The sequence below is a fragment of the Streptomyces sp. NPDC039465 genome (assembly GCF_055639315.1).
Window position 1 is genome coordinate 584,998 of record NZ_JBVKAP010000002.1, and the last position, 24,276, is coordinate 609,273.

The window sequence follows — 24,276 nt, forward strand, 5'->3', positions numbered from 1 at the left end:
CGCCGGTCAGGACGGTTCCTGTGCCCGTCGGTCGGTGATGAGGGTCATGTCGGAGCGCGCGAGGAAGCGCGAGATCTCCCGGTCGTTGGTGAGGGCGCGGCCCCCGGCGCCTTCGACGAGCCGGGCGAGGACGGCCGCCTTGCGGGGGCCTTCGACGCCGAGCGTCAGGGCGGGGCGCCGGTCCAGCGGCCCGGTGAGGTCGAGCAGCCGTACCACGACGTCGTCGCGCTGGAAGATGGTGCTCGAGTCGATGGGGCTGGTCGGGTCGTCGGCGGCGGCCTCGTCCTGCCGCGCGAGGAAGCGGGCCAGGACCATGCCGCAGCCCTCCCTCGCGGGGTAGAACAGCGCGTGCCGGCTCAGGTCTTGCGTGGTGCTGCCGCTCGACATGTGGTGGACGGCGGGCAGGGCCGCCCGGGTGAAGAACACCCGTGCGGAGTCCGGGTCGCTGAGGTCCCGGTCCTGCTCCAGGTAGGGGTTGATGGCCTCTTCGAGGGCCCTGATCTCGGGCTGCCTGGCCACGTGGCGCAGCGCCGCGAGCAGGTCGCCCTCCACCTCCACCGCCCGTACGACGCGGTTGCCGTGCATGAAGAGGGTGGTGCGGCGCAGCCGGGTGTGCTCGTCGACCCGCGCCTTCGGGGCGGTGTAGCCGGCCAGCAGCTTGGCGACGGCGGCCTCGCTGCCCGGCTTGACCGTGAAGGTCAGGGCGTGGCGGACCACACCCTCACCTTGCCGAGGCGCGGCCTGGAGGCGTCCTTCGACGGCCTGCGGAACACCGGAGAAGGCTCGGCCGGTCTCCCGCAGGACGCTGAAGCGCAGCGAGCGGGTGTCGCGTACGCAGCCGTGCAGCGGCCGTACGGTCTCGACGTGCTCCTCGCTGTTCACCCAGGCGAGGAAGGGCGGGGCGCTCTCCCATTCGCTGGTGATGAGCCACTGCGAGGGGTTCTCGATCGACTGGCACAGCTGGTCGCTGATGTGGCCGGGGATCGAGGCGACCTGGTTGCGCATGTGCTCGTAGGCCTCGAGGAACTGCTGCTGGGCGCCGTCGTGGAGGTCCAGCAGCAGCACGACCCGGAGCCTGGAGCCGTCGAAGGCAGACTGCGATATCCGTTCCGACACGGTTGTCATCTTTCACACTCCTTCGAGACCAGACGGTCGCCGCACTCGGTTGGCGGCTCGTCGGTCGTCGGTGGAATCCGCGTGGGAGTCCCAGCAGCGGATGCGAACGGTGCCCCGACTCACGGGCGGCGCTCCCGGGTCCGATCGTGGTCCGGCGGCGCGGGTGGCGCGAGACGTGGGCACCAAGCGGGTGAATGCGCGAGCGAACGGTCCCCGCACAGGGCAAGGAACAGCCATTCCCCTCAGGCCGCTGGAGCTGGAGCAACAGATGAACGAGAACGTCGACCACCGGGTGCCGGTCCTCATCGTGGGTGGCTCCCTGGTGGGCCTGAGCACCTCGCTGTTCCTGGGCCGTCATGGCGTCAGGCACATGCTCGTCGAGAAGCACGCGGGCACCTCGATGCATCCGCGTGGCCGTGGCATCAACGTACGGACGATGGAGGTGTTCCGGGCCGCCGGCATGGAGACACGGATCCGGGAGGCCGCCGCCGCCCTCGCGGACAATCACGGCATCCTGCAGGCGGGGTCGCTGACCGGCGACGACCAGGAGTGGCTGTTCAAGGAGATCGACCCGGGCGGCACGCTGGCGCGCTTCAGCCCGAGCGGCTGGTGTCTGTGCAGCCAGAACGACATCGAGCCACAGCTGCGGGCCGTCGCCCCCGAGCTCGGCGCCGACCTGCGCTTTTCCACCGAGATGCTGTCGTTCGACCAGGACGAGAGCGGTGTGCGGGCGCTGGTGAAGGACCTCCGGACGGGTGAACACAGCACCGTCCACGCGGACTACCTCGTCGCCGCCGACGGCCCGCGCAGCCCCGTACGGGAACTGCTCCGCATCGACCAGTCGGGCCCCGGCGACCTCTTCCACAACGTGAGCATCACCTTCCGCTCCCGCGACCTCGCGGACGTGGTCGGCGACCGGCGCTTCATCGTGTGCTACCTGACCAAGCCGGGCGCGGACGGCGCGCTGCTGCCCGTGGACAACCGCGAGCAGTGGGTGCTGCACGCGCCCTGGCATCCGGATCAGGGCGAGACGATGGAGGACTTCACCGACGAGCGCTGTGTCGAGCACATCCGCCGGGCGGTCGGCGCGCCCGACCTCGATGTCGAGATCACCGGGAAGGCGCCGTGGCACGCCGCCCAGCGGGTCGCGACGCGGTACGGCGTCGGCCGGGTCTTCCTCGCCGGGGACTCCGCCCATGAGATGTCCCCCACCGGCGCGTTCGGCTCCAACACCGGCGTCCAGGACGCGCACAACCTGGCGTGGAAGCTGGCCGCGGTGGTGTCGGGTGCCGCCGGTCCCGGCCTCCTGGACTCGTACGAGGCCGAGCGGCTGCCGGTGGCACGGGCGACGAGCGCCCGGGCCGCGGCCCGGTCCGTGGAGCACAGCCACCCCGGCTACGCGCCCGCCCCCGGGGCGGGCGGCGGGCGTCAGGGCGGGGTGCTCACGGTGGCCATGGGCTACCGCTACAACAGCGGCGCCGTGATCGGCGTCGATCCGCAGCGGCCCGTCGTCCCGGAGCGGATGCAGCTGTCGGGTGATCCGGGGACCCGGGCTCCGCACCTGTGGCTGCACGGGCCGGCCGGGCGGGCGTCCACGCTCGACCTGTACGAGACCGCGTTCGTGCTGCTCAGCTCCGAGGGGACCGGCTGGGGACGGGCGGCGCGGCGGGTGGCCGAGCGGATGGGTGTGCGTCTGGAGGCGTACGCGATCGGCACCGGCCCGGACGCCGATCTGACGCCCGAGGGCGGCGCCGACTGGGCCGAGGCGCACGGCACGACGCCGCAAGGCGCGGTGCTCGTACGGCCCGACGGGTTCGTGGCGTGGCGTACGGACGTGTCACCGGCCGATCCGGAGGCGGCCTTGCACGAGGTGCTGTGCACGTTGCTCGACCGGTCGTGACCTCGCGCCGAACCCCCCGCGTCGCCGGTGCGGCGCGGGGGGTTCGGTGTGTGCGGCGGGCCGGCAGGCCGGGGGCTCAGCGGCTCTCGCCGGCGGAGGCGAGGACGGGGGCGGGGCCGCGTCCGCGCAGCCGGTAGCTGTCGCCGTCGAGCGTGATGACGTCGGCGTGGTGGGCGAGCCGGTCGATCATGGCGAAGGTGACGGGGGTGTCGCCGAGGACCTCGGTCCAGCGGCCCATGGGCTTGTCGCTGGTGACGACGATCGAGGCGCGTTCGTAGCGGTGGGAGACCAGCCGGAAGAAGAGGTTGGCCGCCTCCGCGTCGAAGGGGACGTAGCCGAGTTCGTCCACGACGAGGAGGTCGTAGCGGTCCAGGGCGGTGAGTTCCTCGGTCAGCCGGCCCTCGGCCTGGGCGGCGGCGAGCCGGGCCGCCCAGGTGGCGGCGGTGGCGAACTGCACGCTGTGGCCGGCCCGGCAGGCCCTGATGCCGAGGGCGATGGCGAGATGGGTCTTGCCGGTGCCGGGCGGGCCGAGCAGGACGGCGTTGCCGCGGGTGGTGACGAAGTCGAGGCTGCCGAGCCGGGCGACGGTCTCCCAGTCGAGGGACGGCTGGTGGGCCCGGTCGAACTCTTCGAGGGTCTTGCGGGCGGGGAAGCCCGCGGCGAGGGTCCGGCTCTCGGCGCCCGCGGTGTTCATCGCGTCCCGGACACCGCCGACGGCCTGGGCGGGAACGAGGGCCTCCTCGGCCGGGACGCCGCCGCGCAGTTCGCGCTCCAGCCAGTCCGACAGCTCGGGCGGCGCACCGGGCCCGGTGGGGTGCGTGGCGTGCCGGATGCCGTGCGCCTTGTGCCCGTGCATGTCCATGGGGCCGGACATGTAGGCGAGGATCGCGGCCGAGGCGATGAACGCCATGTGGATCACGGTCCCCCAGAGCAGGGAGTGCTGGTTGGTGTGGTCCACGTCGACGAACATCTGGAGCAGATGGACCGAGGAGATCCCCACGATCGCGGTGGCGAGCTTCACCTTGAGCACGTTGGAGTTGACGTGGGAGAGCCACTCCGGCTGGTCGCGGTGGCCCTGGAGGCCGATGCGGGAGACGAAGGTCTCGTAGCCGCCGACGATCACCATGATGAGCAGGTTGGCGATCATGACGACGTCGACGAGCTTGAGGACCGCGAGCATGACGTGCGTCTCGTCGGCCTGACCGGTCATCACATGCAGGATCAGATGCCAGAGTTCGTTGAAGAACTTGTAGACGTAGACGCCCTGGGCGGCGACCAGTCCGAAGTAGAGAGGCGCCTGGAGCCAGCGGGTGGCGAACAGCGCGTAGCCGAGCGAGGGGGCGGCGTCGCCCCGGACGTCCGGCCTTCGGGACATGGACATGGCATGACCGAGCAAGGACTTCTCCATCGGTGGCGTGACGGCAGACGAGGCGATCCACTTACCCGATCAACGACCACGCGCGGGACAGCGTCACGGATGGGACAAATGCGCCTTGTGCGCCGCGCGAGAGCCGCGCGCCGTGACGTCGCGCCGCGACCTCACACACCTTCGTTCGCTCACTTGTTCGGTTCGGTGGTTATGCTGAGGTCATGCACGCACATCTCCAGGGATCGCTGTTCGACCAGTCCGACGAGGTGCGGCTCGGGCCGCTGCGCGGCGTACGGCGGCGTGAGCTGGGCAGCGGTGCGTGGGTGGACCTGCTGCCCGGGTGGCTGACCGGCTCGGACGCGCTGTTCCAGGAGCTCGCCGCGACGGTGCCCTGGCGGGCCGAGCGCCGCCAGATGTACGAGCGGGAGGTGGACGTACCCCGCCTGCTCGCCTACTACCGGGAGGGCGAGCCGCTGCCCCATCCGGTGCTCGACGAGGCCCGCGACGCCCTGTCCGCGTACTACGCCGAGGAGCTCGGCGAGCCGTTCGCCACCGCCGGGCTCTGCCTCTACCGCGACGGCCACGACAGCGTCGCCTGGCACGGCGACCGTACGGGCCGTTCGGCCACCCAGGACACGATGGTCGCCATCCTCTCCGTGGGCGACCCACGGGACCTCGCCCTGCGCCCGCGGGGCGGCGGCGCGGCCGCGCTGCGGCTGCCGCTCGGCCACGGCGATCTGGTGGTGATGGGCGGCTCCTGCCAGCGGACGTGGGAGCACGCGATCCCGAAGTCCACGCGGGCGGTGGGCGCCCGGGTCAGCATCCAGTTCCGGCCGCGAGGCGTGGGCTGAGCGCGTGCCGGGCTCGCGGCACGGTGTGACCGTCGACCGCCGTACCGGCGTGAGACGGAGGCGCGCGGGTAGCCGAAGGGGATGAGCCTGCCGAAGACGATCGTTCTTGTCCTGGACTGTGCCGATCCCGAACCGCTGGCCGACTTCTACGCCACCCTGCTCCATGCCGAGGCGCGCCGGGCGCCCGACCCCGACCTCGTCGAGGTCGTCGGCCGGGGCGGGGTCCTCCTGGCCGTCCGCCGCGACCACGGCTACGCCCCGCCGAGCTGGCCGCGGCCGGACGACTCCCAGCAGGCCCATGTGAGGATCCTCGTCCCGCGGGGCGGGCTCGACGAGGCCGAGCGCGAGGCGGTGGGCCTGGGGGCACGCCCCGTGAGCGCCGGGGAACCCACGCGGCGCGACGGCGAGCGGCTGTACAGCGACCCGGCAGGGCACTCGTTCAGCCTGGCGGAGGAGGCGCGGGAGCTCTGAGCCGCGCGCCGAGGGGGCTCCGAGGAGAGCTCTGACCTCGGCTCAGCTCGGGGACTCGGCCCATACGCCCGGGCCGCCGCCGCGCCACTCGATCAGCCGTGAGGTGACCACGTCGTCCGGGCTGAGCTCAAGGCCCACCCCGGCCAGCAGGTCCACGACATCGGCGACGCTGTGCGCCAGGCCGAGGATCGCCCCGTCGACCCGCACGCGGCGGCCGCCGGTCTCGGACGGCGGATACACGATCACGGGCGGATGCTGGTCCATGCCGCCCACCTTCCGCCCGGACCGGCGGGGCCGCATCCGGACGGCGTGCAGATGCGGTACACGGATGCCCGGGTGTGGTTGAGGTCACCGTGCAGGAGTCCCGCCACCGCCTGGCCCGCGCGGTCTGCCACGGCGGCCGCGGCCAGATCCGCCAGGCGTACCACCTCTTCCGGGCACGAGCTCAAGCGGGCAGCGTATCCGGGGACCACCCGCCCATCCTCGTACCCGACAAAGGCGGTGCGGAGAATGTCGGGTGGTCGGGGCCGGTGTCGCCGCACGATGGGGGCATGGATGACACGACCTTGGTATCCCGTTTCCTCCGCGACGGCTTCGTGAAGTTGGCGGGCGCCGTCGCGCCGCGCGTGGCCGCGGACTGCGCGCGGCTGCTGTGGCGGGAGACGGGCTGCGGCCCGGACGACCCGTCGACGTGGACGCAGCCCGTGCACTGGGTGGGCGGCATGGCGCAGGGACCGTTCGCCGCAGCACCCAACTCCCCGTCCCTGCAGCACGCGTACGACCTGCTCGTCGGCGCGGGACGCTGGGAGCCGCGCTACTCGCTGGGCACGTTCCCGCTGCGCTTCCCGCACGACGAGGAGCCGGACGACGCGGGCTGGCACATCGAGGGGAGCTATCTGCCGGAGGGCGAGAGCTGGTACTTCACGAATCTGCGCTCCCAGGGCCGGGCGCTGCTGATGCTGTTCCTGTTCAGCGAGGTCGGTGAGGAGGACGCCCCGACCCGGATCCGGGTCGGCTCACACCTCGACGTGCCGCAGGTGCTGGAGAAGTACGGGGAGGACGGGGCGAGCGGGCTGACCCTCGCCCCCGATCTGGTGGCGGCGTCCGACCACCGGCCACTCGCCCTTGCCACCGGGTCCCCGGGCGACGTCTTCCTGTGCCATCCGTTCCTGGTGCACGCGGCGCAACCGCACCATGGGGTGCGGCCGCGCTTCATGGCCCAGCCGCCGCTGATGCCGGCCGCGCCGTACGAACTGGAGCGGGCCGACGGCGCGTACTCGCCCGTGGAGATCGCGATCCGCCGGGGCCTGGGACGCGATACTCCCGATCCGGACGGGGACGGCACCTCGACCGCAGCGCCGGGTAGGCGTGCTGCACGACTATCGTCGGCAAGGCGGTCGTGAAGAGGGAAAAGGAAGGAGGCCGGGCGTGCTGGAGCGGCTGAACCAAGCCATGGAGCACATCGAGTGCCATCTCGACCAGGCCGTCGACGTGGAGGAGCTGGCACGCATCGCGGCCACCTCGGAGCACCACCTGCGTCGGATGTTCTCCGCGCTCGCGGGCATGCCGCTGTCGGAGTACGTCCGGCGCCGCCGGCTCACCCTCGCGGGCGCTGAAGTATTCGCGGGACGTGAGACGCTGCTGGAGATCGCGGTGCGCTATGGCTACAGCTCCGGCGAGGCGTTCGCGCGGGCGTTCCGTGCCATGCACGGCATCGGACCAGGCGAGGCCCGCCGTACCCGCGCCGCACTCAACTCCCAGTCCCGGATGGCCTTCCGCCTCACCATCGAAGGGAGCAGCAGTATGCGCTACCGCGTCGTGGACAGGGCGGACTTCACCGTCGTCGGGCTCAAGACGCGGGTACCGCTGGTGCACGCGGGCCCGAACCAGGCGATCATGGACTTTGTCCGTGGGATCGACCCGCGGACCCTGGAGCGCCTGGAGAAGCTGTCGGACCAAGAGCCGCACGGCATCGTCGCGGTCTGCGACGGCATGGACCCCAGCCGCGCCGAGGGCACTGAACTCGACTACCACCACGGCGTGATCACCTCCGCGGCCGCTCCGGAGGGCACGACCACGTTGGCCGTCCCGGCCGGCACCTGGGCGGTCTTCACCACCTCCGGGCCGGCACCGCAGGCCATCCAGGAGCTGTGGCGGGACGTCTTCACCGAGTGGTTCCCGTCGAACCCGTACCGCAGCCGCACCGGTCCTGAGATCCTGCGCACCCGCCTGTCGCCGGACAAGACCGAGGCCGACGCCGAACTGTGGCTCCCGGTGGAGCCCGGGCACGGCTGAACACAGCGGCATGCCCCCGGGGCAGGCGTGTGGGCGAGCTCTTCGGGGTCGGCCTTTCGCGCCAGCCGAAGCGCTCCGTCACATCGAGACGCTGCTAATGGCTGTTCCATTGTCCCCAGAGGCCCGAGTAGACGTCGCGGTAGTCCCGCCTGCCCTGGCTGTTCCTGAGCCACCGGCTGATCAGGAACAGCACCAGGCTCACCGCGATCACACCGAGCCCCGGCGCCACTCCCCCGAGCGGCCCGAAGCCGTCCGCGATCCCGGAGACGGTGACCGTGCCCGTATCCGGCCCGGCCGCCCCTCCCGGACCGCCGGGCGGGGCTCCCTGGGCGCCGGGCGCGGTGGGCGCCTGGGGTGAGGGCGCGGTGGTGGCCGGACCGCCGGTGGGCGGCTGCTCGGCCGGGGGATTCGACGACGGGGGCGCCGGGGAGCCGCCCTGCTCGCCGGCGCCCTCCTGGCGCCCGGGCTCGGTGGGAAGCGCGACCGGCCGCACACCGAGAGCGCGCATCGTCTTCACCGCCGGCTGGAAGTACGTGACGCCGCCGCTCGTGCAGTCGCCGTTGCCGCCCGAGGTCAGGCCGAGGGCCAGCCCTCGCGCGAACAACGGGCCTCCGCTGTCGCCGCGTTCGGCGCAGACGGTGGTCTCGATCAGGCCGGTGACCGTGCCGTCGGGGTAGTTGACGGTGGCGTTCAGCGCGGTCACCCGCCCGTCGCGCAGTCCCGTCGTACTGCCGCTGCGGAAGACCCGCTGCCCGACGACCGGGTCGGCCGCGCCGGTGATCCGTACGCCCCGCCCGCCGCCGATGGTGACGACGTCGGCGCCGCCCAGCGGCGCGCCCCGCTCGTACCGCACGAGCGCGAAGTCGCTGCCCGGGAAGTCGGCGGTGACGGTGGTGCCGAGCAGGCGGGAGCCGTCGGGGTTCTGGAACCAGGCGGTCCCGGCGGGGCCGCAGTGCCCGGCGGTCAGGAGGTACAGGTCCCGGCCGTCGGTGACGTTGAACCCGGCCGAACACCGGCCGCCGCCCGCGAAGATGGGCGCGGCGGCGTTGACCCGGGTGGTGAAGGCCCCCTGGGTCCGCTCCATCCGCACGACGCCGCCGGTCCGCTCCGCCACACCGGACAGGCGGGCCCAGTCGTCGGCGGAGACGGTGGTGTCGGCGCGCACCACGACCTGGTTGGCGGCGTAGTCCACCGCCCAGGCCGTGCCCGGCACCCTCGGCTCGGCGCCGAGGGCCTCGGTCGCGGCGCTGAGCCTGTCCATGCTGTGACGTACGCGCTTCACGGTGGCGCCGGCCCGTCGCGCCTCCGCGGCCGCACCCGCGTCGGTCACCGCGACGACGGGCCGGCCGTCGGCCCCCGTCCAACTGCCCGCGGTCCGGGCGTCACCGAGCCGCCGCACGACCTCCGCGACCGCGGGCGCCTGGCCGCCGCCCACCGGGCCGGCCGCGTACGTCACCGGCCCCGGTGGCGCGCCCGGCGGTTCGGTCGCCACGGCGTGCGTGACCATCAGCGCGCCGCAGGCCACCCCACCGGCGGCCGCGAGCCGCATCAGCCGCCGCAAGGACCGTCGCGCGTGCCTCATCCCAGCCCCCTCGCCATCCGGGCCCGCCCATCAGGGCCTGCCCGTGTGTACGTGCGAGGGGCCGGGGATGTTCACGCCCGGCTGGTCCGGTCCGGTCAGGCGGACACCGTGTGCGGGCGTCGCGCTCGACGACGGAGCGGTCGGGGTGCAGGAAGTAGGCGTAGCCGGGGGTGCCGAGGGTGTCGACGGTGTCGACGGTCTGCCGTACGGGCGTGCCGAGTCGGCGAGTCCGGGTACAACGACATGCTGGCGGAGACCTGCCGGCTCCTGGAGGAATCAGGCGTGGCCGTGCGGTCGGAGGGCGCGCTCTGCGTCTTCTTCGACGACGTGAAGGGCCCCGACGGCAACCCCGTACCCCTGATCGTGCAGAAGTCCGACGGCGGATACGGCTACGCCGCCACCGACCTGTCGGCGATCCGGGACCGCACGGGCAACCTCAAGGCGTCGACGCTGCTGTATGTGGTGGACGCGCGGCTCAGGAAGGCCCGGGAGCGAAGGACAGCAACCGGGCCTTGTCCACCTTGTCGTCCCCGTCCAGCAGCGACGGGGCGATGATCAGCCGATTGTCCCGGTAGGCCACCTTCCCCGCCATCATGTCGTACTCCACCTTCTGGGCGGGGGTGGCGTGGTTGAGCAGCTTCTTCGGGTTCCCGCCCTTCGGCCCGAACTCGACGGTGAGGCCCGGCTTCGACGGGGTGGCAGCGATGTACGCGATCACGCTGGGGCCGGCCACCCGCAGCGGGGCGACGGTGAAGCGGCCGTCCGCCTTGACGGCCCACCTCAGCTTGCCGTTGGCGAGGTCGAAGACGGCGAGCTTGTTCCCCGTGGACAGCGCGAGGCCGGTCGCGTCGACCGCCGCACCTCGGCAGTTCTGGGCGCCCTCCCCCGCATCCCCGGCTCCGGCGCAGTGGTCGAACTTGTACGGGGCGATGTCGGGGACGGAGCGCCGGGTGCCGTTGTCGTTGAGCGCGACGACCCGCCAGGTGAGCACGCTCTTGGAGAGGGTCTCGGTGACGACGAGCGGTACGACCGACAGGACCTTGCTGACCTTCCAGTCGCCCTGGGGCCGGTAGCGCCACTTGACCTTGCCGGTGCGCGGGTCGAGTTCCTTGATCTGGCCGTACGGATGGTCGCTGGAGAGCGCGCACCAGTCGATCTGGAGGAGTTTCGCGCCTCCGGCGACGTCATTGGGGTAGCAGGCGCCAGGGTTGTCCTTCCCGGTGGTGAACAGCTGCCTGCCGTCGGTGACCTGGAAGGCCGTGGTGGACATGCCCGCACCGGCCAGCACGGTGTCTCCGGAGATCGCCAGATGGGTGATGATCGTGGAGCCGAGGGTGTCGGGGAGCACCCTGTGCCAGCCCGTCTTGCCGCTCTTGAGGTCGATCATCTGGAGCTGGTTGCACTTGACGCCCCTGTCGCCGTTGCCGTTGGCGTACGCGAGGACGACCTTGCCTTCGGGCGTGGGGTTCACCGGGGTGTCGCACACCCTGGCGGGCAGCGGCACGCTCCACGCCTTGGAGCCGTCGGCGACCTTGTAGGCGACGACCTCCTTGTACACGGCCTGGACGACGAGGTCGCCGACGAACCAGAGGTCATGGACCAGGTGGTTGTCGCGGGGCAGATCGGTCTGGTTCCACGCGGCCCACGCCGCGGCCTCCCCCGGCTTGCGGCCCGCGTCGAGGTCGGGGCGCTTCCCCTTCGTCGTGTCCGCGGACGCGCCGGGCTTGGCGGAACTCCCCTTGCTGGGCGCGGGCTTGGCGGCGGGCTTGGCCGGGGTGTCCGTACCGCCGTTGAGCACGTACACGCCCGCGCCGGCACCGACGAGGAGCAGCGCGGCGACGAACCCTCCGATGGCGGCGGCCAGTCTGCCCCGGAGGAAGCCGCCCTGCGGCGGCGGCGGCGCGGGCCGTTGCCGCCGGGCGCCCAGGGTGTAAGGATTTTCCTCCACCGGCGCGGGGGCCTGCGAAGGGCCGTACCACGGCTGCGCGTTCGGCGGCCGGTGTGGCTCGGGCGGCTGTGTCATCGGTACTCCCCCGTGATGGAAATATATAGACTTATTCTAGAATTAGTCTCTATTTCGCGATCAGGTTAGCAGCGACGAGGCCCTCGCGAACGGGAGGGCCGTTCACGGCGTGGGTACGCCTCCGGGCCGCCTGGCGGGGCGGCCGAACCGTACGGGGACGCCCGGCGAGTACAGCACGCTCACCGGATCCCCGTCCGGGGGCGGCAGCCCCGCCGCCGCCACCAGGTTCTCCTCGCAGGCGACGAGGTCGGCGCGGTGCAGCGGCCAGCGCGGATGGGTGTTGGGGAGGTAGAGCGACCGGCCGAAGAAGGCGCCGTGCATGCCCCAGCGGGCGGTGAGGAAGTGTTCGAGCTCGGTGGGGTCCTCGACGCGTTCACCGATCCGCAGCGTGATCCGGCTGTAGGCGCCCCTCGGGCCGGGCAGTCGCCGGCTGCTGGCGTACGTGACGGTGGCGCCCGCGCGGCGGACGGCCATCCGCGACCAGACGTACGGCAGCCGGAACACGCCCCGCCCGACCGCCACCGGAATCAGCCGTGCGGCGTCCATCGACCGGAAGACCACGCCGCGCCGGCCGTACGAATCCACGGAGTACAGGCGGACGTTGGTCTCGGGAAAGCTGCCGAGATAGGGGACGCCGGGCAGCCGGAACCATCCGACGCGGTGCATCCGGAAGGCGACCAGACCGACATAGGTGACACCGCCCAGGGTGTCCGGGACGGTCCCTGCGGGCAGCAGCGGCGTCACGTCCCTCGGGTCGACGGCCCAGTGCAGGAAGGCCAGATCGAGCCAGGACTGGGTGAGCAGGGGGTTTCCGGCGGAGGCAGGCGGATCGGCGGTGACCGGCTCCGGCTCCGGCTCGGGTGTTGGCTCCGGGAAGGACGGCGTGTGCGGCACACGACCAGGGTCGCACCCCTGATCGGTCCCGCGGCTACACTCCCGCGATGAACACGATGAAGTGCACGCAGTGCGGCGCGGTCGGCCTGGAGACGGGATTCATCGAGGACGCCGGGGAACACTCCCGCGGCTTCGCCCGCTGGATCTCGGGGCCGCTGGAAAAGGGCATACTCGGCGGCGCCAAGCGCATGGGACGGCCCCGCTGGCAGATCGACGCGTACCGCTGCCCGGGCTGCGGACACCTGGAACTCTTCGCGCACCATCCCGCCTGATCGCCGGGGCGAGGCCAATCGCGCGACGCCTCTGTCTTTCGGTAGAGAGGCGGATCCACCGCGAGGCGCACGCCACCGCGGCTACGGGTATCGATACTGGTCAGCGTGGCACGCACTCGTCTGTTCCGTCGTTCGGCCCACGGTCGCCCGCCCGGAGCGCACCGGGGCCGGTTCGCGCGTGCGGTGGCGGAGACCGCGGCCGTGGTCCTCGCCGGGGCGGGGGTGTGTCTGGCCGTCGCGGGGCTCGGGTTCCTGCGTCATCCGTACGTCCAGGTGGCGGCGCTCGCCGCGGGCGCCGGGCTCTTCGCGCTGCGTCGCCGGTTCCCCGGGGCCGTACTCCTGGTCCTTGCCGCGCTGACGGGTATCGCGTCCTGCGTCGGGCCGGTGGCGGCGGCGACCGCGTACTGCGTGGCGCGGCGGACGGTCCCGGCCCGGCGGCGTGCCCGGCTGCTGACCGCGGCCGGTGCCCTGCTGGTGGTGTGTGCGACGGTGTCCGCGCCGTGGCTCGGTCCCGGCCCGGTGGCGTACGGGCTGGCGCTCGGCCTCATCCTCGCGCCGACCGCCGTGATCGTTCCCGGCCTGGTCGGGACGGCGTACGGGCAGCAGCGGCGCCTCGTACGGGCGTTGCGCGAGCGCGGGAACGCGGCGGAGCGGGCCCGTCGGTCCGCCGACAGCGAGGCCCGTACTCACGAGCGGTCCCGGATCGCCGCCGAGATGCACGACCTGGTGGGCCACCGTCTCAGTCTCGTCTCGCTGCACGCCGGCGGGCTGGAACTGGCCCTGGAGCGGGCCGCGCCCGAACTGCGCGAGGAGGCCGTCCTGGTACGGCGCACCACCCGGGACGCGATGCGCGAGCTGCGGCAGGCCCTCGGGGTGCTCGGGCCGCTCGGTCGGGACACCGGGCCGGACGTGCTCACCGACGCCACCGGCACCCGTGCCGACATCGAGGCGCTGGTGGCGGAGTCCCGCGACGGTGGGATCGCCGTACGGCTCGACTGGACGGGGCCGGACCTCTCCGGCCGCCCGGTCCCGGTGCGCCGGGCGGTGCACCGGGTGGTCCGCGAGTCCCTGACCAATGTGCACCGGTACGCGAGCACGGCGCACGTCACCGTGACGGTGGTGCACGGCGACGAGACGGTACGGCTGACCGTCCGCAACGGCGCACCGGCGGGGCACCCCGTCCCTGCCGGGGACGTGGGAACCGGTCGCGGTCTGACGGGTCTCAGGGAGCGGGTGGAGCTGCTCGGGGGTGCCTTCGACGCCGGCCCGCTGCCGTCCGGCGGCTTCCAGGTGGAGGCGAGCGTGCCGGCCGAGCCGGGTGACGCCCTCGCTCCGGAGCGGCCCGGCGGCGGCCCGTACACAGCAGTCCCGTACGACACCGGGCCGTACGACACCGGGCCGGACGACGCCGGGCCGGTGGCCGGTACAGAGGCCGGGGTCGCACCGGAACGCCCGATCGCGCAGGTGCTGACGCTCGCCTTCGGGTTCGTGGCGCTGTGCGTGCTGACGGTCCTGGGGACCGCCTTCGTGTACGCGGGCGTTCCGCACCAGGAGGCCGGGCCGCGCCCGCTGCCCCGGATCGGGATGACCTACGACGAGGTGGCGGGTCTCGGCGCCTTGGACAACAAGGCGGTACGGGCCGCGGCCACCGGCCACGAGCCGCCCCGTCCGGCGGGCGCGGTCGGCTGCGTCTATCCGTTCGGCGGCGGCACGGAGTCCCACCCGGGCGGTCTGAGGATCGCCCGCTACTGCTTCGACGCCGCAGAGCGTCTGATCGCCATCGACCGTTTCACCGTCCCGTCGGTGCGGGACGCGTCACCCTGGGAGACCCCGTGACCGAGCCCGCCCGGCCGATCCGTGTCCTGCTCGCCGACGACGAGGCGATGATCCGGCACGGCGTGAGCCTGATCCTTGGGCACGCCGATGACATCGAGGTCGTCGCCGAGGCCCCGAACGGGCGTCAGGCCGTCGAACTGGCGGCCGTCCACCGTCCCGACGTGGCGCTCGTCGACATCCGGATGCCGGTGTGCGACGGCCTGGCCGCGATCGCACCGCTGCTCGCCCTCGATCCCGCGCCGCGTGTGGTGATGCTGACGACCTTCGGCGACGACGACAACGTCGTCCGGGCCCTGCGGGAGGGGGCCGCGGGCTTTCTCCTCAAGGACGAGGGCCCGCAGGAGCTGATCAGCGCGGTACGGGCGGCCGCCGCCGGTGACGCCGTGCTCTCCCCGGGGGTGACCGGGGCGGTGATTTCCCGGATGCTGCGCGCCGGCGGGACCGAGGACGGCGGCGGGCTCGCGGACGAGCGGATCGCCCGGCTCACCGGCCGCGAGCGGGAGGTTCTGGTGATGCTCGGCGAGGGACTGTCGAACCAGGACATCGCGGCGCGGCTCGGTATCGGGATCGGCACGGTGAAGACCCATGTGGGCGCGGTCCTGGAGAAGACCGGTTCGACGAGCCGCGTCCAGGCCGCGGTGCTGGCCCACCGGACCGGTCTGGCCTCCTGACCTCGCGCTGAGGCCGGTCTCTGCCTTTCGGCAGAGCGGATCCGGCCGCCCCCGGACGTTCGGTAGAGGTCAACTACCCTCTTCAGAACGACGTTTACGCAGGTCAGTGACGTGAGGATAGGAACGTCCACCGGTTCGCGCGGCGCAGCGCGGACCTCGTTTCCCAGGCGGAGTCCTCATGTCACCGACGTTCCCATCGTCTCCTTCCTCTCCTTCCTCCGGCACGGCCCTCAGGGAGCCGGCCGCCGTCGCGACCCGACTGACCAAGACGTACGGGAAAGGCGAGACGGCGGTCACCGCGCTGGACGCGGTGTCCGTGGCGTTCGCGCGGGGCCGTTTCACCGCGGTCATGGGGCCGTCCGGTTCCGGCAAGTCCACGCTGATGCACTGCATGGCCGGGCTGGATCCGGTGACCTCCGGATCGGCCCGGATCGGTGGTGTCGAACTGTCTTCCCTGAACGACCGCGCGCTCACACGGCTGCGGCGGGAGAAGGTCGGGTTCGTCTTCCAGGGTTTCAACCTGCTGCCGACGCTGACCGCGCTGGAGAACATGACCCTGCCCCTGCGGCTGGCCGGCCGGCGGCCGGACGCGGCCTGGCTGGACACCGTCGTCGCCACCGTCGGTCTCGCGGGCCGGCTCGCGCACCGGCCCGGTCAGCTCTCCGGCGGTCAGCAACAGCGGGTCGCGGTGGCCCGCGCCCTGGTCTCCCGGCCGGAGATCGTGTTCGCCGACGAGCCGACCGGCAACCTCGACTCCCGCTCCGGCGCGGAGGTACTCGGCTTCCTGCGCGACTCGGTACGGGAACTGGGCCAGACCGTGGTGATGGTCACTCACGACCCCGTGGCCGCCGCCCACGCCGACCGCGTGGTGTTCCTCGCCGACGGCCGCCTCGTGGACGAACTGCAGGAGCCGACCTCCGGCGCCGTCCTGGACCGGATGCTCGCGTTCGAAGCCCAGGGCCGTACCCACTGACCGGCACCCCGCCCTCGCCACCCTCCGCGCCCTCTGTCTATGTCTTCGGAAAGCTCACCATGCTGCGAACAGCCCTGCGCAACGTCCTCGCGCACAAGGCCCGTCTGATCATGACCGTGCTCGCGGTCTGTCTCGGGGTCGCGTTCATCTCCGGCTCGCTCGTCTTCGCCGACTCCACCACCGCCGCCTACCGCTCCGCCCTGTCGAGGAACTACGCCGGCATCGCGGTCACCGTGGAGCCGAAGTACCCGCCGGGCGCCGCCGCCGGCGAGCGCACCAGCGTCCTCGACGACGCGCTCGTCGCCGACGTGGCCGCCGTGCCCGGTGTCACCGCGGCCCGTCCGACGGTCGACGGCTCGGTCACCCTGGCCGCCAAGGACGGCTCGCCACTGCGCGCCGACACGATGATGGGCAAGCTGGCCGCCGCCTATCTCCCCGGCGCCGACGGCCGGGACAGCCGCTATCCGCTGACCGCCGGCCGCGCCCCGCGTACGGGTGGCGAAGTGGCCCTGGACCGCGGCACCGCGGCGGCCGGCTCGTACTCCCTGGGGGACATGGTCACGCTGGCTACCGACGGCCCCGTCCGCCGGATGCGGCTCGTCGGCCTCGTCTCCACCGACGACACCCGGGTCACCTCCGGCGGCACGCTCGCGGTGTTCGACAAGACGACGGCGCAGAGGCTCTTCGCCACGCCGGGCCACTACACCGGGATCGACGTGTCCGCCGCACCCGGCACCGACCAGTTCGAACTCGCCGAGCGCATCGGCGCGCTGCTGCCGGCCGACCGTGCCGAGGCGACCACCGCGACCGCGAACGCCACCCAGCAGTCGGTCTTCGTCGACACCAGGACCAGCAGCTACGCCCGGCTGCCGATGATCTTCGCCGTGGTGTCACTCTTCATCGGCTCGTTCCTCATCGTCAACACCTTCACGATGCTCATCACGCGACGCTCGCGGGAGATCGCCCTGCTCCGTGCGATCGGCGCCACCCGCCGCCAGGTGGTCAGCTCCGTGCTCGCCGAGGCGGCTCTGGTCGGTCTCCTCGCCTCCCTGCTCGGCTTCGTCCTCGGGCTTGGGGTCGCCACCGTCCTGCCCGGCCTGCTCGGCACCGCGGACGCGTCCCTGCCGCAGGGCCCGCTGGTGATCGGCCCCGCCCCAGTGCTCGCCTCCCTCGTGGTCGGCGTCGGTGTCACGGTCCTCGCCGCGTGGCTGCCTTCCCGCCGCGCGGCCCGGATCGCGCCCGTCGAGGCGATGCGCACCGCCGACCAGCCGCCGTCGGCGACACTGTCCCGGCTCCGGGGCGCGCTCGGCTCGGCCGTACTCCTCCTCGGCGCCGGTCTGTTGGTCTCGCTGAGCGACGCGAAGGGCGCCTCGGACGAGAACCTGCAGACCGCGATGGCCGGCTGCGGCATCCTCGTGATCGGCCTGATCGTGCTGGCCCCGCTGATGGCGGGCCCGGTGATCCGTCTCATCGGCCGGCTCACCGCCCGGCTCGGCGTCGTGGGCGACCTCGCGAAGGACAACGCCCTGCGTGATCCTCGCCGTACGGCCGCAACCGCCGCCGCCCTGATGATCAGCACCGCGCTGGTCTCCGGACTCGCCGTCATCGACCACTCCTCCAGCCGGGCCCTGGACTCCCAGGCGGCCGCCGGCCTGAGCGCCGACTACGTCGTCAGCACCCGCGCCACCACCACCGCCATCGACGCGACCGCCGTCCGCCGGGTCGCCGCGATCCCCGGCGTCACGACCGCCTCCGCCGTCGCCGACTCCACCCTCTCGACCGGCGCCGCCACCCGGCAGGTCTCCGGCGTCGACCCGAGGACGGTGCGGAACGTGATGAAGCTCCGCTTCACCAGCGGTTCCGCCGCCGGCATCGGTCCGGGCCGGATCGCCGTCTCCAGCAGCTTCGCCCGCGAGAACCGCGTCGGCACCGGCGGACGGATCGACGCGAGCATCGGCCCAGGCCAGGGCGACCGCGCCCGGCCCTACACCGTCGTCGGGATCTACGAGGACAACCCCACGGCCCAAGACGTCCTCGCCGACCGCGCCGACGTCCAGCGCGACGGCTACCTGCGCGACTCCGTCCAGCGCATCCTCGTGACCACCGACCACGGCGCCGCCGCCACGGACATGGAGAAGCGGCTGCGCGCCGCCGTCGACAACAGCCCGCTGCTGAAGGTCCAAAGCCGCGGCCGGCTCGTCCAGGAGCAGGCCGGCGTCGCGGGCGACCTGATCACCATGGTCTTCGGACTGCTCGCCATCGGCGTGATCATCTCCGCACTCGGCATGGTCAACACCCTCGCCATGTCGGTCGCCGAACGCACCCGCGAGATCGGAGTCCTGCGCGCCATCGGCATGGACCGCACCGCCGTCCGCCGCATGATCCGCGTCGAATCCCTCACGGTCGCCGCCTACGGCACGCTGCTGGGCCTGGTCTGCGGCCTGTTCGGAGCCTGGAAGATCAGCGGACTGGCCAACGGAGCCATCCCCCAGTACACCTTCGCCCTCCCCTGGGGAACCCTCGCCCTCGTCGTGGTCCTCTCCTTCGCCGTCGGCGCCATCGCGGCCGCCCTCCCGGCCCGCCGGGCCGCCGCGCTCAGCCCGCTGAAGGCGGTCGCGGATGCCTGACGCCGAGCTAAATCGTTTGCCCGCGCCGGGTGATCATGGAACCCTGGCCGTCGTTCCGCGACCTTGCGGATCGCCCTTGAGACTTCGTGAGGTCGATACCCACCATGGACATCCAGGTCCAGAACTTCGCCGTCGCCAACCTCCGCCGCCGTCCCGTGGTCGTCGAGACCGGTGGCTTCGTCGCGGGATTCATGCCCGACACCGACAGTCCGTACCTCAACTACGCGACTCCGCTGCCCGGCACCGAGCCGACCGAGCGTGACGTCGCCGCGCTCGTCGGGGCCTTCCGGGAGCGCGGGCTGCTGCCCCGGCTGGAGTTCGCGCCGGAGGCCGCGCCGGCCGTGGCACCGGCCCTGCGGGCGGCGGGCTTCGACACCGAGGCCGTGCACGAGTACCTCGTCTGCACGCCCCGTACGCTGACGGTCCCCCGGTCCGCCGACTCGCCACACGTGGAGAGCCCGGCCACCGACGAGGAGTACGCCGCGCTCGACGCCGCGCTTGCCGAGGCGTTCGGCGGGGCCTTCGCCTCGTCCGCGGCGGGGGTGGCCCGGCTGCGCCGCACCCAGGAGAGCGGCGGTGCGGTGCGCTTCGTCCGGGACCTTCAGGGCGGCTGCGCCGGCGGGGCGTCCTGCTCGCCGCCGGCCGAGGACACCGCCGAGCTGGCGGGCGTCGGTACCCGGCCCGCCTTTCGCGGCCGCGGCATAGCCACCGCGGTGACCGCGGCGCTGACGGAGGCGATGTTCACCCAGGGAGCGGGATCGGTCTGGCTGGAGTACTCCGGAGACGGATCACGCCGCGTCTACGAGCGCGCCGGCTACCGGCCGCAGGGCACGCGCCTCTACCTCTCGCTGTCCGCCGACCGGCGGCACTGACGGCACTGACGGCGCGAACCCGTGCGGCGGACGACGCGGGGCACCCCCGCCGGGTCCGTGCCGCCGAGTCCGTCGTCAGGACTCCTGGAGGACCGACAGGACGTTCCCCGCGGGGTCCTTGAACCAGGCGATCGCCGCCGGGCCGCCGCCGCCCGGGCCGCCGCCCGGGCGGACGATGCCCTTGTCGTCGGCGTCGAACTCGGGGTAGCGCTCGAAGGTCACGCCGCGGCGGCCCAGTTCGTCGACGGCCGCGGTGATGTCGTCCACCGGGAAGTTGAGGATCGTGAAGCTTGCCGGGGTGTGGTTCTCCTTCGGGTAGACGAGGACTTTGGCGCCGCTCCCGAGGGACACGCTGAGCATCCGCATGTCCCCCTCGCCGCTTTCCTCCACCTCCAGGCCGAGCGTGTCCCCGTAGAACCGCTTGGCCTGCGCGAGGTCGTCGACCGAGAAGCCGCTGAACGCCTTGCTGTTCCTGAACATGGCCGCCTTTCCTTTTCCGCCGTGTGCCGGTGGGCCGCCTGACAGGTCACACCACCGGCCGCCGCCGTACGTACGGGCGCCACGCGGCAGCGGCCGGATGGGCCCCGGGGATCACCCTTGCGCGTTTCACAGGGGGCGCTTCAGTGGCCGTACGTCTCCCGGCACAGCCGGACGATCACCGGGTCGGTGACGCCGTCGGAGGCGGCGCAGAGGTCCCTCATGTCGAAGCTCCGGCGCGGCGGGGCCTTGGGCCACGAGCTCGCCGGGCGGGGCTTCTTCGGTTTGGGGCCGGCGTGGTGGGGGCCTGAGGGGGGATGGGGGTGGCGGCGGGCCGGGGTGCGGGGGTCGGCGGGGCCGCGGTGGCGGTGCTCGCGTTCCTCCGCCTGCGGCCGGGGCGGGGCGGGGGGTGTGTCCGCTGTGGTGGGGAGTGGTGCGCGGGGGGTGTCCGGGTCGGTGGAGGCGAGCTCCTCGTGGGGCAGCGGCTGTACGGGCAGGGACGGAGGCGGAGGCGGAGGCGGGGGTGTGAAGTGCTCCGGTGTCGCCAGCGGGGGGCCGGCGGGCACGGGGTAGGGGGCCGGGACGGCGGTGCAGCCGAAGGCCGCTGCAGCCAGGAGGAGCACGGTCACGGGCAGGGACAGGGGCCTTCGACGCGTCATGCCCTGCTGAACGACCGGCGCCGGGCGGGGCAACCCGGCGCACGGGGCCGGTGCCGGGGGGCGCGCGCCGCCGCCCGCGCCGGGTCGCCGATCAGCTGCGCCGGTTCAGGATGCGGGTGAGAGGTGGCGGGCCAGCAGGGCGTGGGTCAGCTCCATGAGGCGGCGGCGGGCCGCGGCGTCGTAGGCCTGTTCATGGGCGCGGGTGTCCGTGAACCGGTCGAAGTAGCGGCCGGTCGTGGGCTCCAGCGCCGGGTCCGTGATCAGCCGTACGGTCGGTGCGACGCCTTCCTCGATGCCGACTTCCGGGGTGAGGCCATAGGCGCGGACCCCTTCGGTGTCCATCAGATGGGCCGGGTGCAGGGTGTTGACGGTGACGCCGGTCCCGTGTAGTTCCGCGGCGAGCTCGAAGGTCGCCATGATCAGGGCGAGTTTGCTGCGGCAGTAGGCCCGCAGCCCCTCGTAGTCACGCTCCAGCATGACGTCGGCGAAGTCGACGGCCTCCTGCCCGATCGAGGCGACGTTGACGACGCGGGCGGGCCGGGAGGCGGTGAGCAGGGGGAGCAGTGCGCGGGTGAGGGCGTAGGGGGCGAGGTGGTTGACGGCGAAGCGCAGTTCGTGGCCCTGGGCGCTCAGCTCGCGGACCAGGGGCCGGCTGCCGCCGCCGGCGACGGCGTTGTTGACGAGGGCGTCGAGGCGGGGCTCGGCGGCGCGGACCTGGTCGGCCAGGGCGACGACCTGGTCGAGGTCGGAGAGGTCGGCCAGGTAGGTACGGACGGCGGCCTCGGGCGCGGCCGCGCGCAGCTCGTCGGCGGCGCTCTCCAGCCGGGCGCGGTCGCGGCCGTGGAGCAGGACGGTGTCGCCCTGGGCGGCGAGCGCGTGGGCGAGGCCGAGGCCAAGGCCCTGGGTGGCGCCGGTGACCAGGATGGTGCGTGGGTTCATGCCGAGGATCGTGCCGTGCGGCGCGCGGGGCTGGGGAGCGGGTGCTGATCCTGGTGTTGGCACCACCAGGCACGGCAGGCTCGCGCGACCGCCGTTCGTGGGCGCGGGTGGTGCCCGCGCCGCGGGTGCCCTGCCCGGCCAGGACCCCGACGCTGCCCCGACCCGAGGGGCATCGCGCGAGCCGCCGTCGGCGACGGTGCGTCAGCGCCGCTACCCGTGTCGTCCCTCCGGGGAAGGACCTTTCACCCGGGCCGGCATGACCCCGGAGGAGGTCAGGAGGCTGGAGGAGCCGAACCGGAAGAAGACGGCAACCCGCTCGGCCCGACGGCGGACCAGCTCTACGCCAAGTACGGCTCCTGGGAGGCGGTCACCGCGGCCGCGACCCGCAGCAACGCGGCCGTCGACCAGGAACTCGGTGGGGAGTGCCGGCCCTGCTCCTGCGACGTCAGCCCGTGAGGGAGAAGAAGATCGTGTCCTGGGTGTACCAGTCGAGCTTCTGGGCGAACATCCATTCGCCATGCTCGAACTCCAGCTTCTCGATCAGGCTGCTGACCTCGTAGGTGAATCCCTCGTCCATCCGGTCCAGGACCGAACGGTAGGCGTCGGCCGCGGGCTTGGCCTTGGCCAGGGGAAGGTGGCCGATGTCCGGGGACCCGTCCATGGGGTACGGGATGGCGAAGGGGATCTCGTCTGGCGGTCCGGCGAAGAGGTAGCCGTACGGCAGGAGATCCGCGCTGACGCCGAGGCGGCGCAGTTCGTCGTCGAGGAGGCTGAAGAACGTGCCGGGCTTGGAGAACACCCCGAGGTCGTACGGGTCGGAGGCGTTGCAGTCGATGATGATCTGGAGGGCGCTGTAGTACGCGTTGCCCGCGCACGAGCCGTCGGCGCTGGCGTGCCCGGCGATGAGGTGGTCCAGGGCCGCCGGTATGGACAGGCCCCAGTCGACGCCCTGGCGGTCGAGGTCGTCCTGCTTCTGCTGCGCCCTCTCGCGTATGAGGCCAAGGATGCGCTGCTGGTCCGCCGTGAGCTTCCCTGCGGCGCCCAGGTACGCCACGACGTGGGCCTTGTCGGCGGTGCTGTACGAGATGATTCGGCTCATGATCGCCATGGTGCCAGGCGGCACCGACAACGTACGCGGCGAGGTGTACGGAACGGGGGCGCCCGGGGTGTCCGGGCGCCCCCTTCGCCGTCAGCCGCCCAGCGAGGAGTCGTCGAACGGGGCGTTCATCACGCGCGAGGACTCGCAGCGCTCGATGACGCCGTTGCTCACCTTGATCTTGCAGATCTCGAAGTAGGCGTAGTTGATGTAGCCACCGGGGGCGGCGTACGTCGTCCAGGACGCGGTCGCCTGCCCCGTCGGGATGGTCCGCATCTTCCAGATGATCTTGCCGTCCGCCCCGTTGGTGATCAGGCGGATGCCGATGGCGTAGCCGTCGGTCGCCGTGTCCCGCACGGTGATCTTGACGGGATCCAGCTTGTACGGGCGGATCTGCCACCCGATGTCCATGCGCCCGGTGAACGAGCGGTCATAGCCCGTCAGGGAGTCCGAGGTGGTCGGCCCGGCGGCTGCGGCGGGTGACGCGGCGAGCGGGACGACCAGGGCGGCCAGAGCCGCTGCACCGGCAGCCATGGTGTGTGTGAAACGCAAGAATCCCCCAAAGAAATAGCCACAGTTGACGTGAATTGATCACTTTAGCGCCACCTGGCCTGTTCGCATCACTCCACGGGGAGACTCCCTCAGGGGATTTCCCCCGGTATGGGGAGGTGTGACGTGCACGCAGACGTACCAGGCAGCGCCCCACTCTTCGAGGCCGACTTCGCGTCGACCGCGCAGTGGGTCGCGGGCCGCTCGTGGGCCTATCCCGGGGGCGGGCCCACCAACCCCGGTGACAACAAACTCGACTACCTGGTGGAGGATCCCTCGTACTCCCGCGGTGGAGTCTTCTGGGCCACCCGGCGGCCGGACGGGAAGTGGAGTGCCGGGCTGCTCACGACCGAGGGCAGCGACCAAGGCTTCATGGTGCGTACGGGCGACGTGCTGGAGGCGAGGGTACGGCTGCCCCGGGAAATGGGGGCCTGGCCGGCGATCTGGACCTGGCTGGACGGCGATCAGGAGATCGACGTCTTCGAGTACCACCCGGACAACCCCGACCTCCTGGAGCTGTCCAACCGTGTGAACGGGGGGCACCTCTACTACCGCGACGCCGCCGTCCGGCCCGGCGAATGGGTCGACCTGAAGGTCGAGTTCGGCGCCGGATCGGTCGAGTGGACCGTCAATGGCACCCATGTCTTCTCCGACCGCCAGGGCGTGGGGCAGCGCTGGAAGGCGTACCTCATCGTGAACCTCTCCGTCTGCGCGGGCCGGCACCACCCGGCGCCCGACCCGGACACCACGGAGATGTCGTTCGAGGTCGCCCACCTACGCGTCCACCGGAGGTAGCGGCGACAC

23 protein-coding genes and 2 pseudogenes are annotated in these 24,276 nt (G+C 72.5%); 14 read left to right on the forward strand and 11 right to left on the reverse strand.

Features of this window, described 5'->3' with window-relative positions:
• Positions 1 to 6: 6 nt before the first annotated feature.
• On the reverse strand, positions 7 to 1,125 hold the full coding sequence (locus ACZ7LT_RS08865) for a SchA/CurD-like domain-containing protein (protein ID WP_471235294.1): 1,119 nt from the start codon (positions 1,123 to 1,125) through the stop codon (positions 7 to 9).
• A 259-nt stretch (positions 1,126 to 1,384) separates the two neighbouring features.
• Between ACZ7LT_RS08865 and ACZ7LT_RS08870 the strand changes: the two genes are divergently transcribed.
• Positions 1,385 to 3,016, forward strand: a complete 1,632-nt coding sequence (locus ACZ7LT_RS08870) for an FAD-dependent oxidoreductase (RefSeq protein WP_471235295.1) — start codon at positions 1,385 to 1,387, stop codon at positions 3,014 to 3,016.
• A 76-nt stretch (positions 3,017 to 3,092) separates the two neighbouring features.
• On the opposite strand, the gene istB is transcribed toward ACZ7LT_RS08870, so the two are convergent.
• Positions 3,093 to 4,391 carry an IS21-like element helper ATPase IstB gene (gene istB, locus ACZ7LT_RS08875; RefSeq protein WP_471235296.1) on the reverse strand — a complete coding sequence of 433 codons (1,299 nt, stop codon included), beginning with the start codon at positions 4,389 to 4,391 and terminating at the stop codon, positions 3,093 to 3,095.
• 215 nt (positions 4,392 to 4,606) lie between these two features.
• Here istB and ACZ7LT_RS08880 point away from each other — a divergent pair, with 215 nt between their 5' ends.
• Positions 4,607 to 5,236, forward strand: a complete 630-nt coding sequence (locus tag ACZ7LT_RS08880; protein WP_471235297.1) for an alpha-ketoglutarate-dependent dioxygenase AlkB — start codon at positions 4,607 to 4,609, stop codon at positions 5,234 to 5,236.
• Positions 5,237 to 5,317: 81 nt separating this feature from the next.
• Positions 5,318 to 5,707: a VOC family protein gene (locus ACZ7LT_RS08885; RefSeq protein ID WP_471235298.1), complete on the forward strand. Its 390-nt coding sequence runs from the start codon at positions 5,318 to 5,320 to the stop codon at positions 5,705 to 5,707.
• A 42-nt stretch (positions 5,708 to 5,749) separates the two neighbouring features.
• Here the strand turns inward: ACZ7LT_RS08885 and ACZ7LT_RS08890 are convergent, their stop codons facing one another.
• Complete coding sequence (locus tag ACZ7LT_RS08890) at positions 5,750 to 5,971, reverse strand: hypothetical protein (protein ID WP_471235299.1); 222 nt, start codon at positions 5,969 to 5,971, stop codon at positions 5,750 to 5,752.
• A 287-nt stretch (positions 5,972 to 6,258) separates the two neighbouring features.
• Between ACZ7LT_RS08890 and ACZ7LT_RS08895 the strand changes: the two genes are divergently transcribed.
• Both ACZ7LT_RS08895 and ACZ7LT_RS08900 read left to right on the forward strand, forming a co-directional pair.
• Complete coding sequence (locus ACZ7LT_RS08895; protein WP_471235614.1) at positions 6,259 to 7,110, forward strand: phytanoyl-CoA dioxygenase family protein; 852 nt, start codon at positions 6,259 to 6,261, stop codon at positions 7,108 to 7,110.
• Between the two features lie 25 nt (positions 7,111 to 7,135).
• Positions 7,136 to 8,002, forward strand: a complete 867-nt coding sequence (locus ACZ7LT_RS08900) for an AraC family transcriptional regulator (RefSeq protein ID WP_471235300.1) — start codon at positions 7,136 to 7,138, stop codon at positions 8,000 to 8,002.
• A gap of 94 nt (positions 8,003 to 8,096) precedes the next feature.
• Here the strand turns inward: ACZ7LT_RS08900 and ACZ7LT_RS08905 are convergent, their stop codons facing one another.
• Positions 8,097 to 9,584 (reverse strand): S1 family peptidase, encoded by a 1,488-nt coding sequence (locus tag ACZ7LT_RS08905; protein ID WP_471235301.1) that lies wholly within the window; start codon positions 9,582 to 9,584, stop codon positions 8,097 to 8,099.
• Positions 9,585 to 9,692: 108 nt separating this feature from the next.
• Between ACZ7LT_RS08905 and argS the strand changes: the two are divergent.
• Positions 9,693 to 10,058, forward strand: a pseudogene (gene argS / locus ACZ7LT_RS08910) (arginine--tRNA ligase domain-containing protein); the annotation flags it as partial.
• A 1-nt stretch (position 10,059) separates the two neighbouring features.
• Here argS and ACZ7LT_RS08915 read toward each other — a convergent pair.
• Together ACZ7LT_RS08915 and ACZ7LT_RS08920 are read right to left on the reverse strand one after the other, a co-directional pair.
• Complete coding sequence (locus ACZ7LT_RS08915; RefSeq protein ID WP_471235302.1) at positions 10,060 to 11,607, reverse strand: outer membrane protein assembly factor BamB family protein; 1,548 nt, start codon at positions 11,605 to 11,607, stop codon at positions 10,060 to 10,062.
• 102 nt (positions 11,608 to 11,709) lie between these two features.
• Entirely contained in the window at positions 11,710 to 12,501 is a 792-nt protein-coding gene (locus tag ACZ7LT_RS08920) for a YqjF family protein (protein ID WP_471235303.1), read from the reverse strand.
• Between the two features lie 47 nt (positions 12,502 to 12,548).
• On the opposite strand from ACZ7LT_RS08920, the gene ACZ7LT_RS08925 reads away from it, so the two are divergent.
• From ACZ7LT_RS08925 to ACZ7LT_RS08950, 6 genes are all read left to right on the forward strand, one after another.
• The gene (locus ACZ7LT_RS08925) at positions 12,549 to 12,773 is read left to right on the forward strand and encodes a hypothetical protein (protein ID WP_471235304.1); all 225 of its coding nucleotides are present in this window, start codon (positions 12,549 to 12,551) and stop codon (positions 12,771 to 12,773) included.
• Between the two features lie 105 nt (positions 12,774 to 12,878).
• Positions 12,879 to 14,609, forward strand: coding sequence for a sensor histidine kinase (locus ACZ7LT_RS08930; protein ID WP_471235305.1), 1,731 nt, complete (start codon positions 12,879 to 12,881; stop codon positions 14,607 to 14,609).
• Complete coding sequence (locus ACZ7LT_RS08935) at positions 14,606 to 15,280, forward strand: response regulator (RefSeq protein WP_471235306.1); 675 nt, start codon at positions 14,606 to 14,608, stop codon at positions 15,278 to 15,280. Before ACZ7LT_RS08930 ends, ACZ7LT_RS08935 begins: the two co-directional genes overlap by 4 nt.
• 178 nt (positions 15,281 to 15,458) lie before the next feature.
• The gene (locus tag ACZ7LT_RS08940; RefSeq protein WP_471235307.1) at positions 15,459 to 16,253 is read left to right on the forward strand and encodes an ABC transporter ATP-binding protein; all 795 of its coding nucleotides are present in this window, start codon (positions 15,459 to 15,461) and stop codon (positions 16,251 to 16,253) included.
• Positions 16,254 to 16,312: 59 nt separating this feature from the next.
• Entirely contained in the window at positions 16,313 to 18,880 is a 2,568-nt protein-coding gene (locus ACZ7LT_RS08945) for an ABC transporter permease (RefSeq protein WP_471235308.1), read from the forward strand.
• Between the two features lie 104 nt (positions 18,881 to 18,984).
• On the forward strand, positions 18,985 to 19,752 hold the full coding sequence (locus tag ACZ7LT_RS08950; protein WP_471235309.1) for a GNAT family N-acetyltransferase: 768 nt from the start codon (positions 18,985 to 18,987) through the stop codon (positions 19,750 to 19,752).
• A 75-nt stretch (positions 19,753 to 19,827) separates the two neighbouring features.
• Here ACZ7LT_RS08950 and ACZ7LT_RS08955 read toward each other — a convergent pair whose 3' ends face one another.
• The 3 genes from ACZ7LT_RS08955 to ACZ7LT_RS08965 form a co-directional block, all read right to left on the reverse strand.
• Entirely contained in the window at positions 19,828 to 20,232 is a 405-nt protein-coding gene (locus tag ACZ7LT_RS08955) for a VOC family protein (RefSeq protein WP_471235310.1), read from the reverse strand.
• 140 nt (positions 20,233 to 20,372) lie between these two features.
• Entirely contained in the window at positions 20,373 to 20,888 is a 516-nt protein-coding gene (locus ACZ7LT_RS08960) for a hypothetical protein (protein WP_471235311.1), read from the reverse strand.
• Between the two features lie 105 nt (positions 20,889 to 20,993).
• The gene (locus tag ACZ7LT_RS08965; protein WP_471235312.1) at positions 20,994 to 21,827 is read right to left on the reverse strand and encodes an SDR family NAD(P)-dependent oxidoreductase; all 834 of its coding nucleotides are present in this window, start codon (positions 21,825 to 21,827) and stop codon (positions 20,994 to 20,996) included.
• A 244-nt stretch (positions 21,828 to 22,071) separates the two neighbouring features.
• Here ACZ7LT_RS08965 and ACZ7LT_RS08970 point away from each other — a divergent pair.
• Positions 22,072 to 22,283, forward strand: a pseudogene (locus ACZ7LT_RS08970) (hypothetical protein); the annotation flags it as partial.
• Here ACZ7LT_RS08970 and ACZ7LT_RS08975 read toward each other — a convergent pair.
• Positions 22,273 to 22,926 (reverse strand): DUF7691 family protein, encoded by a 654-nt coding sequence (locus ACZ7LT_RS08975; protein ID WP_471235313.1) that lies wholly within the window; start codon positions 22,924 to 22,926, stop codon positions 22,273 to 22,275. The pseudogene ACZ7LT_RS08970 and the gene ACZ7LT_RS08975 sit on opposite strands and share 11 nt — an antisense overlap.
• 90 nt (positions 22,927 to 23,016) lie before the next feature.
• Entirely contained in the window at positions 23,017 to 23,457 is a 441-nt protein-coding gene (locus ACZ7LT_RS08980) for a hypothetical protein (RefSeq protein WP_471235314.1), read from the reverse strand.
• A gap of 126 nt (positions 23,458 to 23,583) precedes the next feature.
• On the opposite strand from ACZ7LT_RS08980, the gene ACZ7LT_RS08985 reads away from it, so the two are divergent.
• The gene (locus tag ACZ7LT_RS08985) at positions 23,584 to 24,267 is read left to right on the forward strand and encodes a LamG domain-containing protein (protein ID WP_471235315.1); all 684 of its coding nucleotides are present in this window, start codon (positions 23,584 to 23,586) and stop codon (positions 24,265 to 24,267) included.
• Positions 24,268 to 24,276 lie beyond the last annotated feature (9 nt).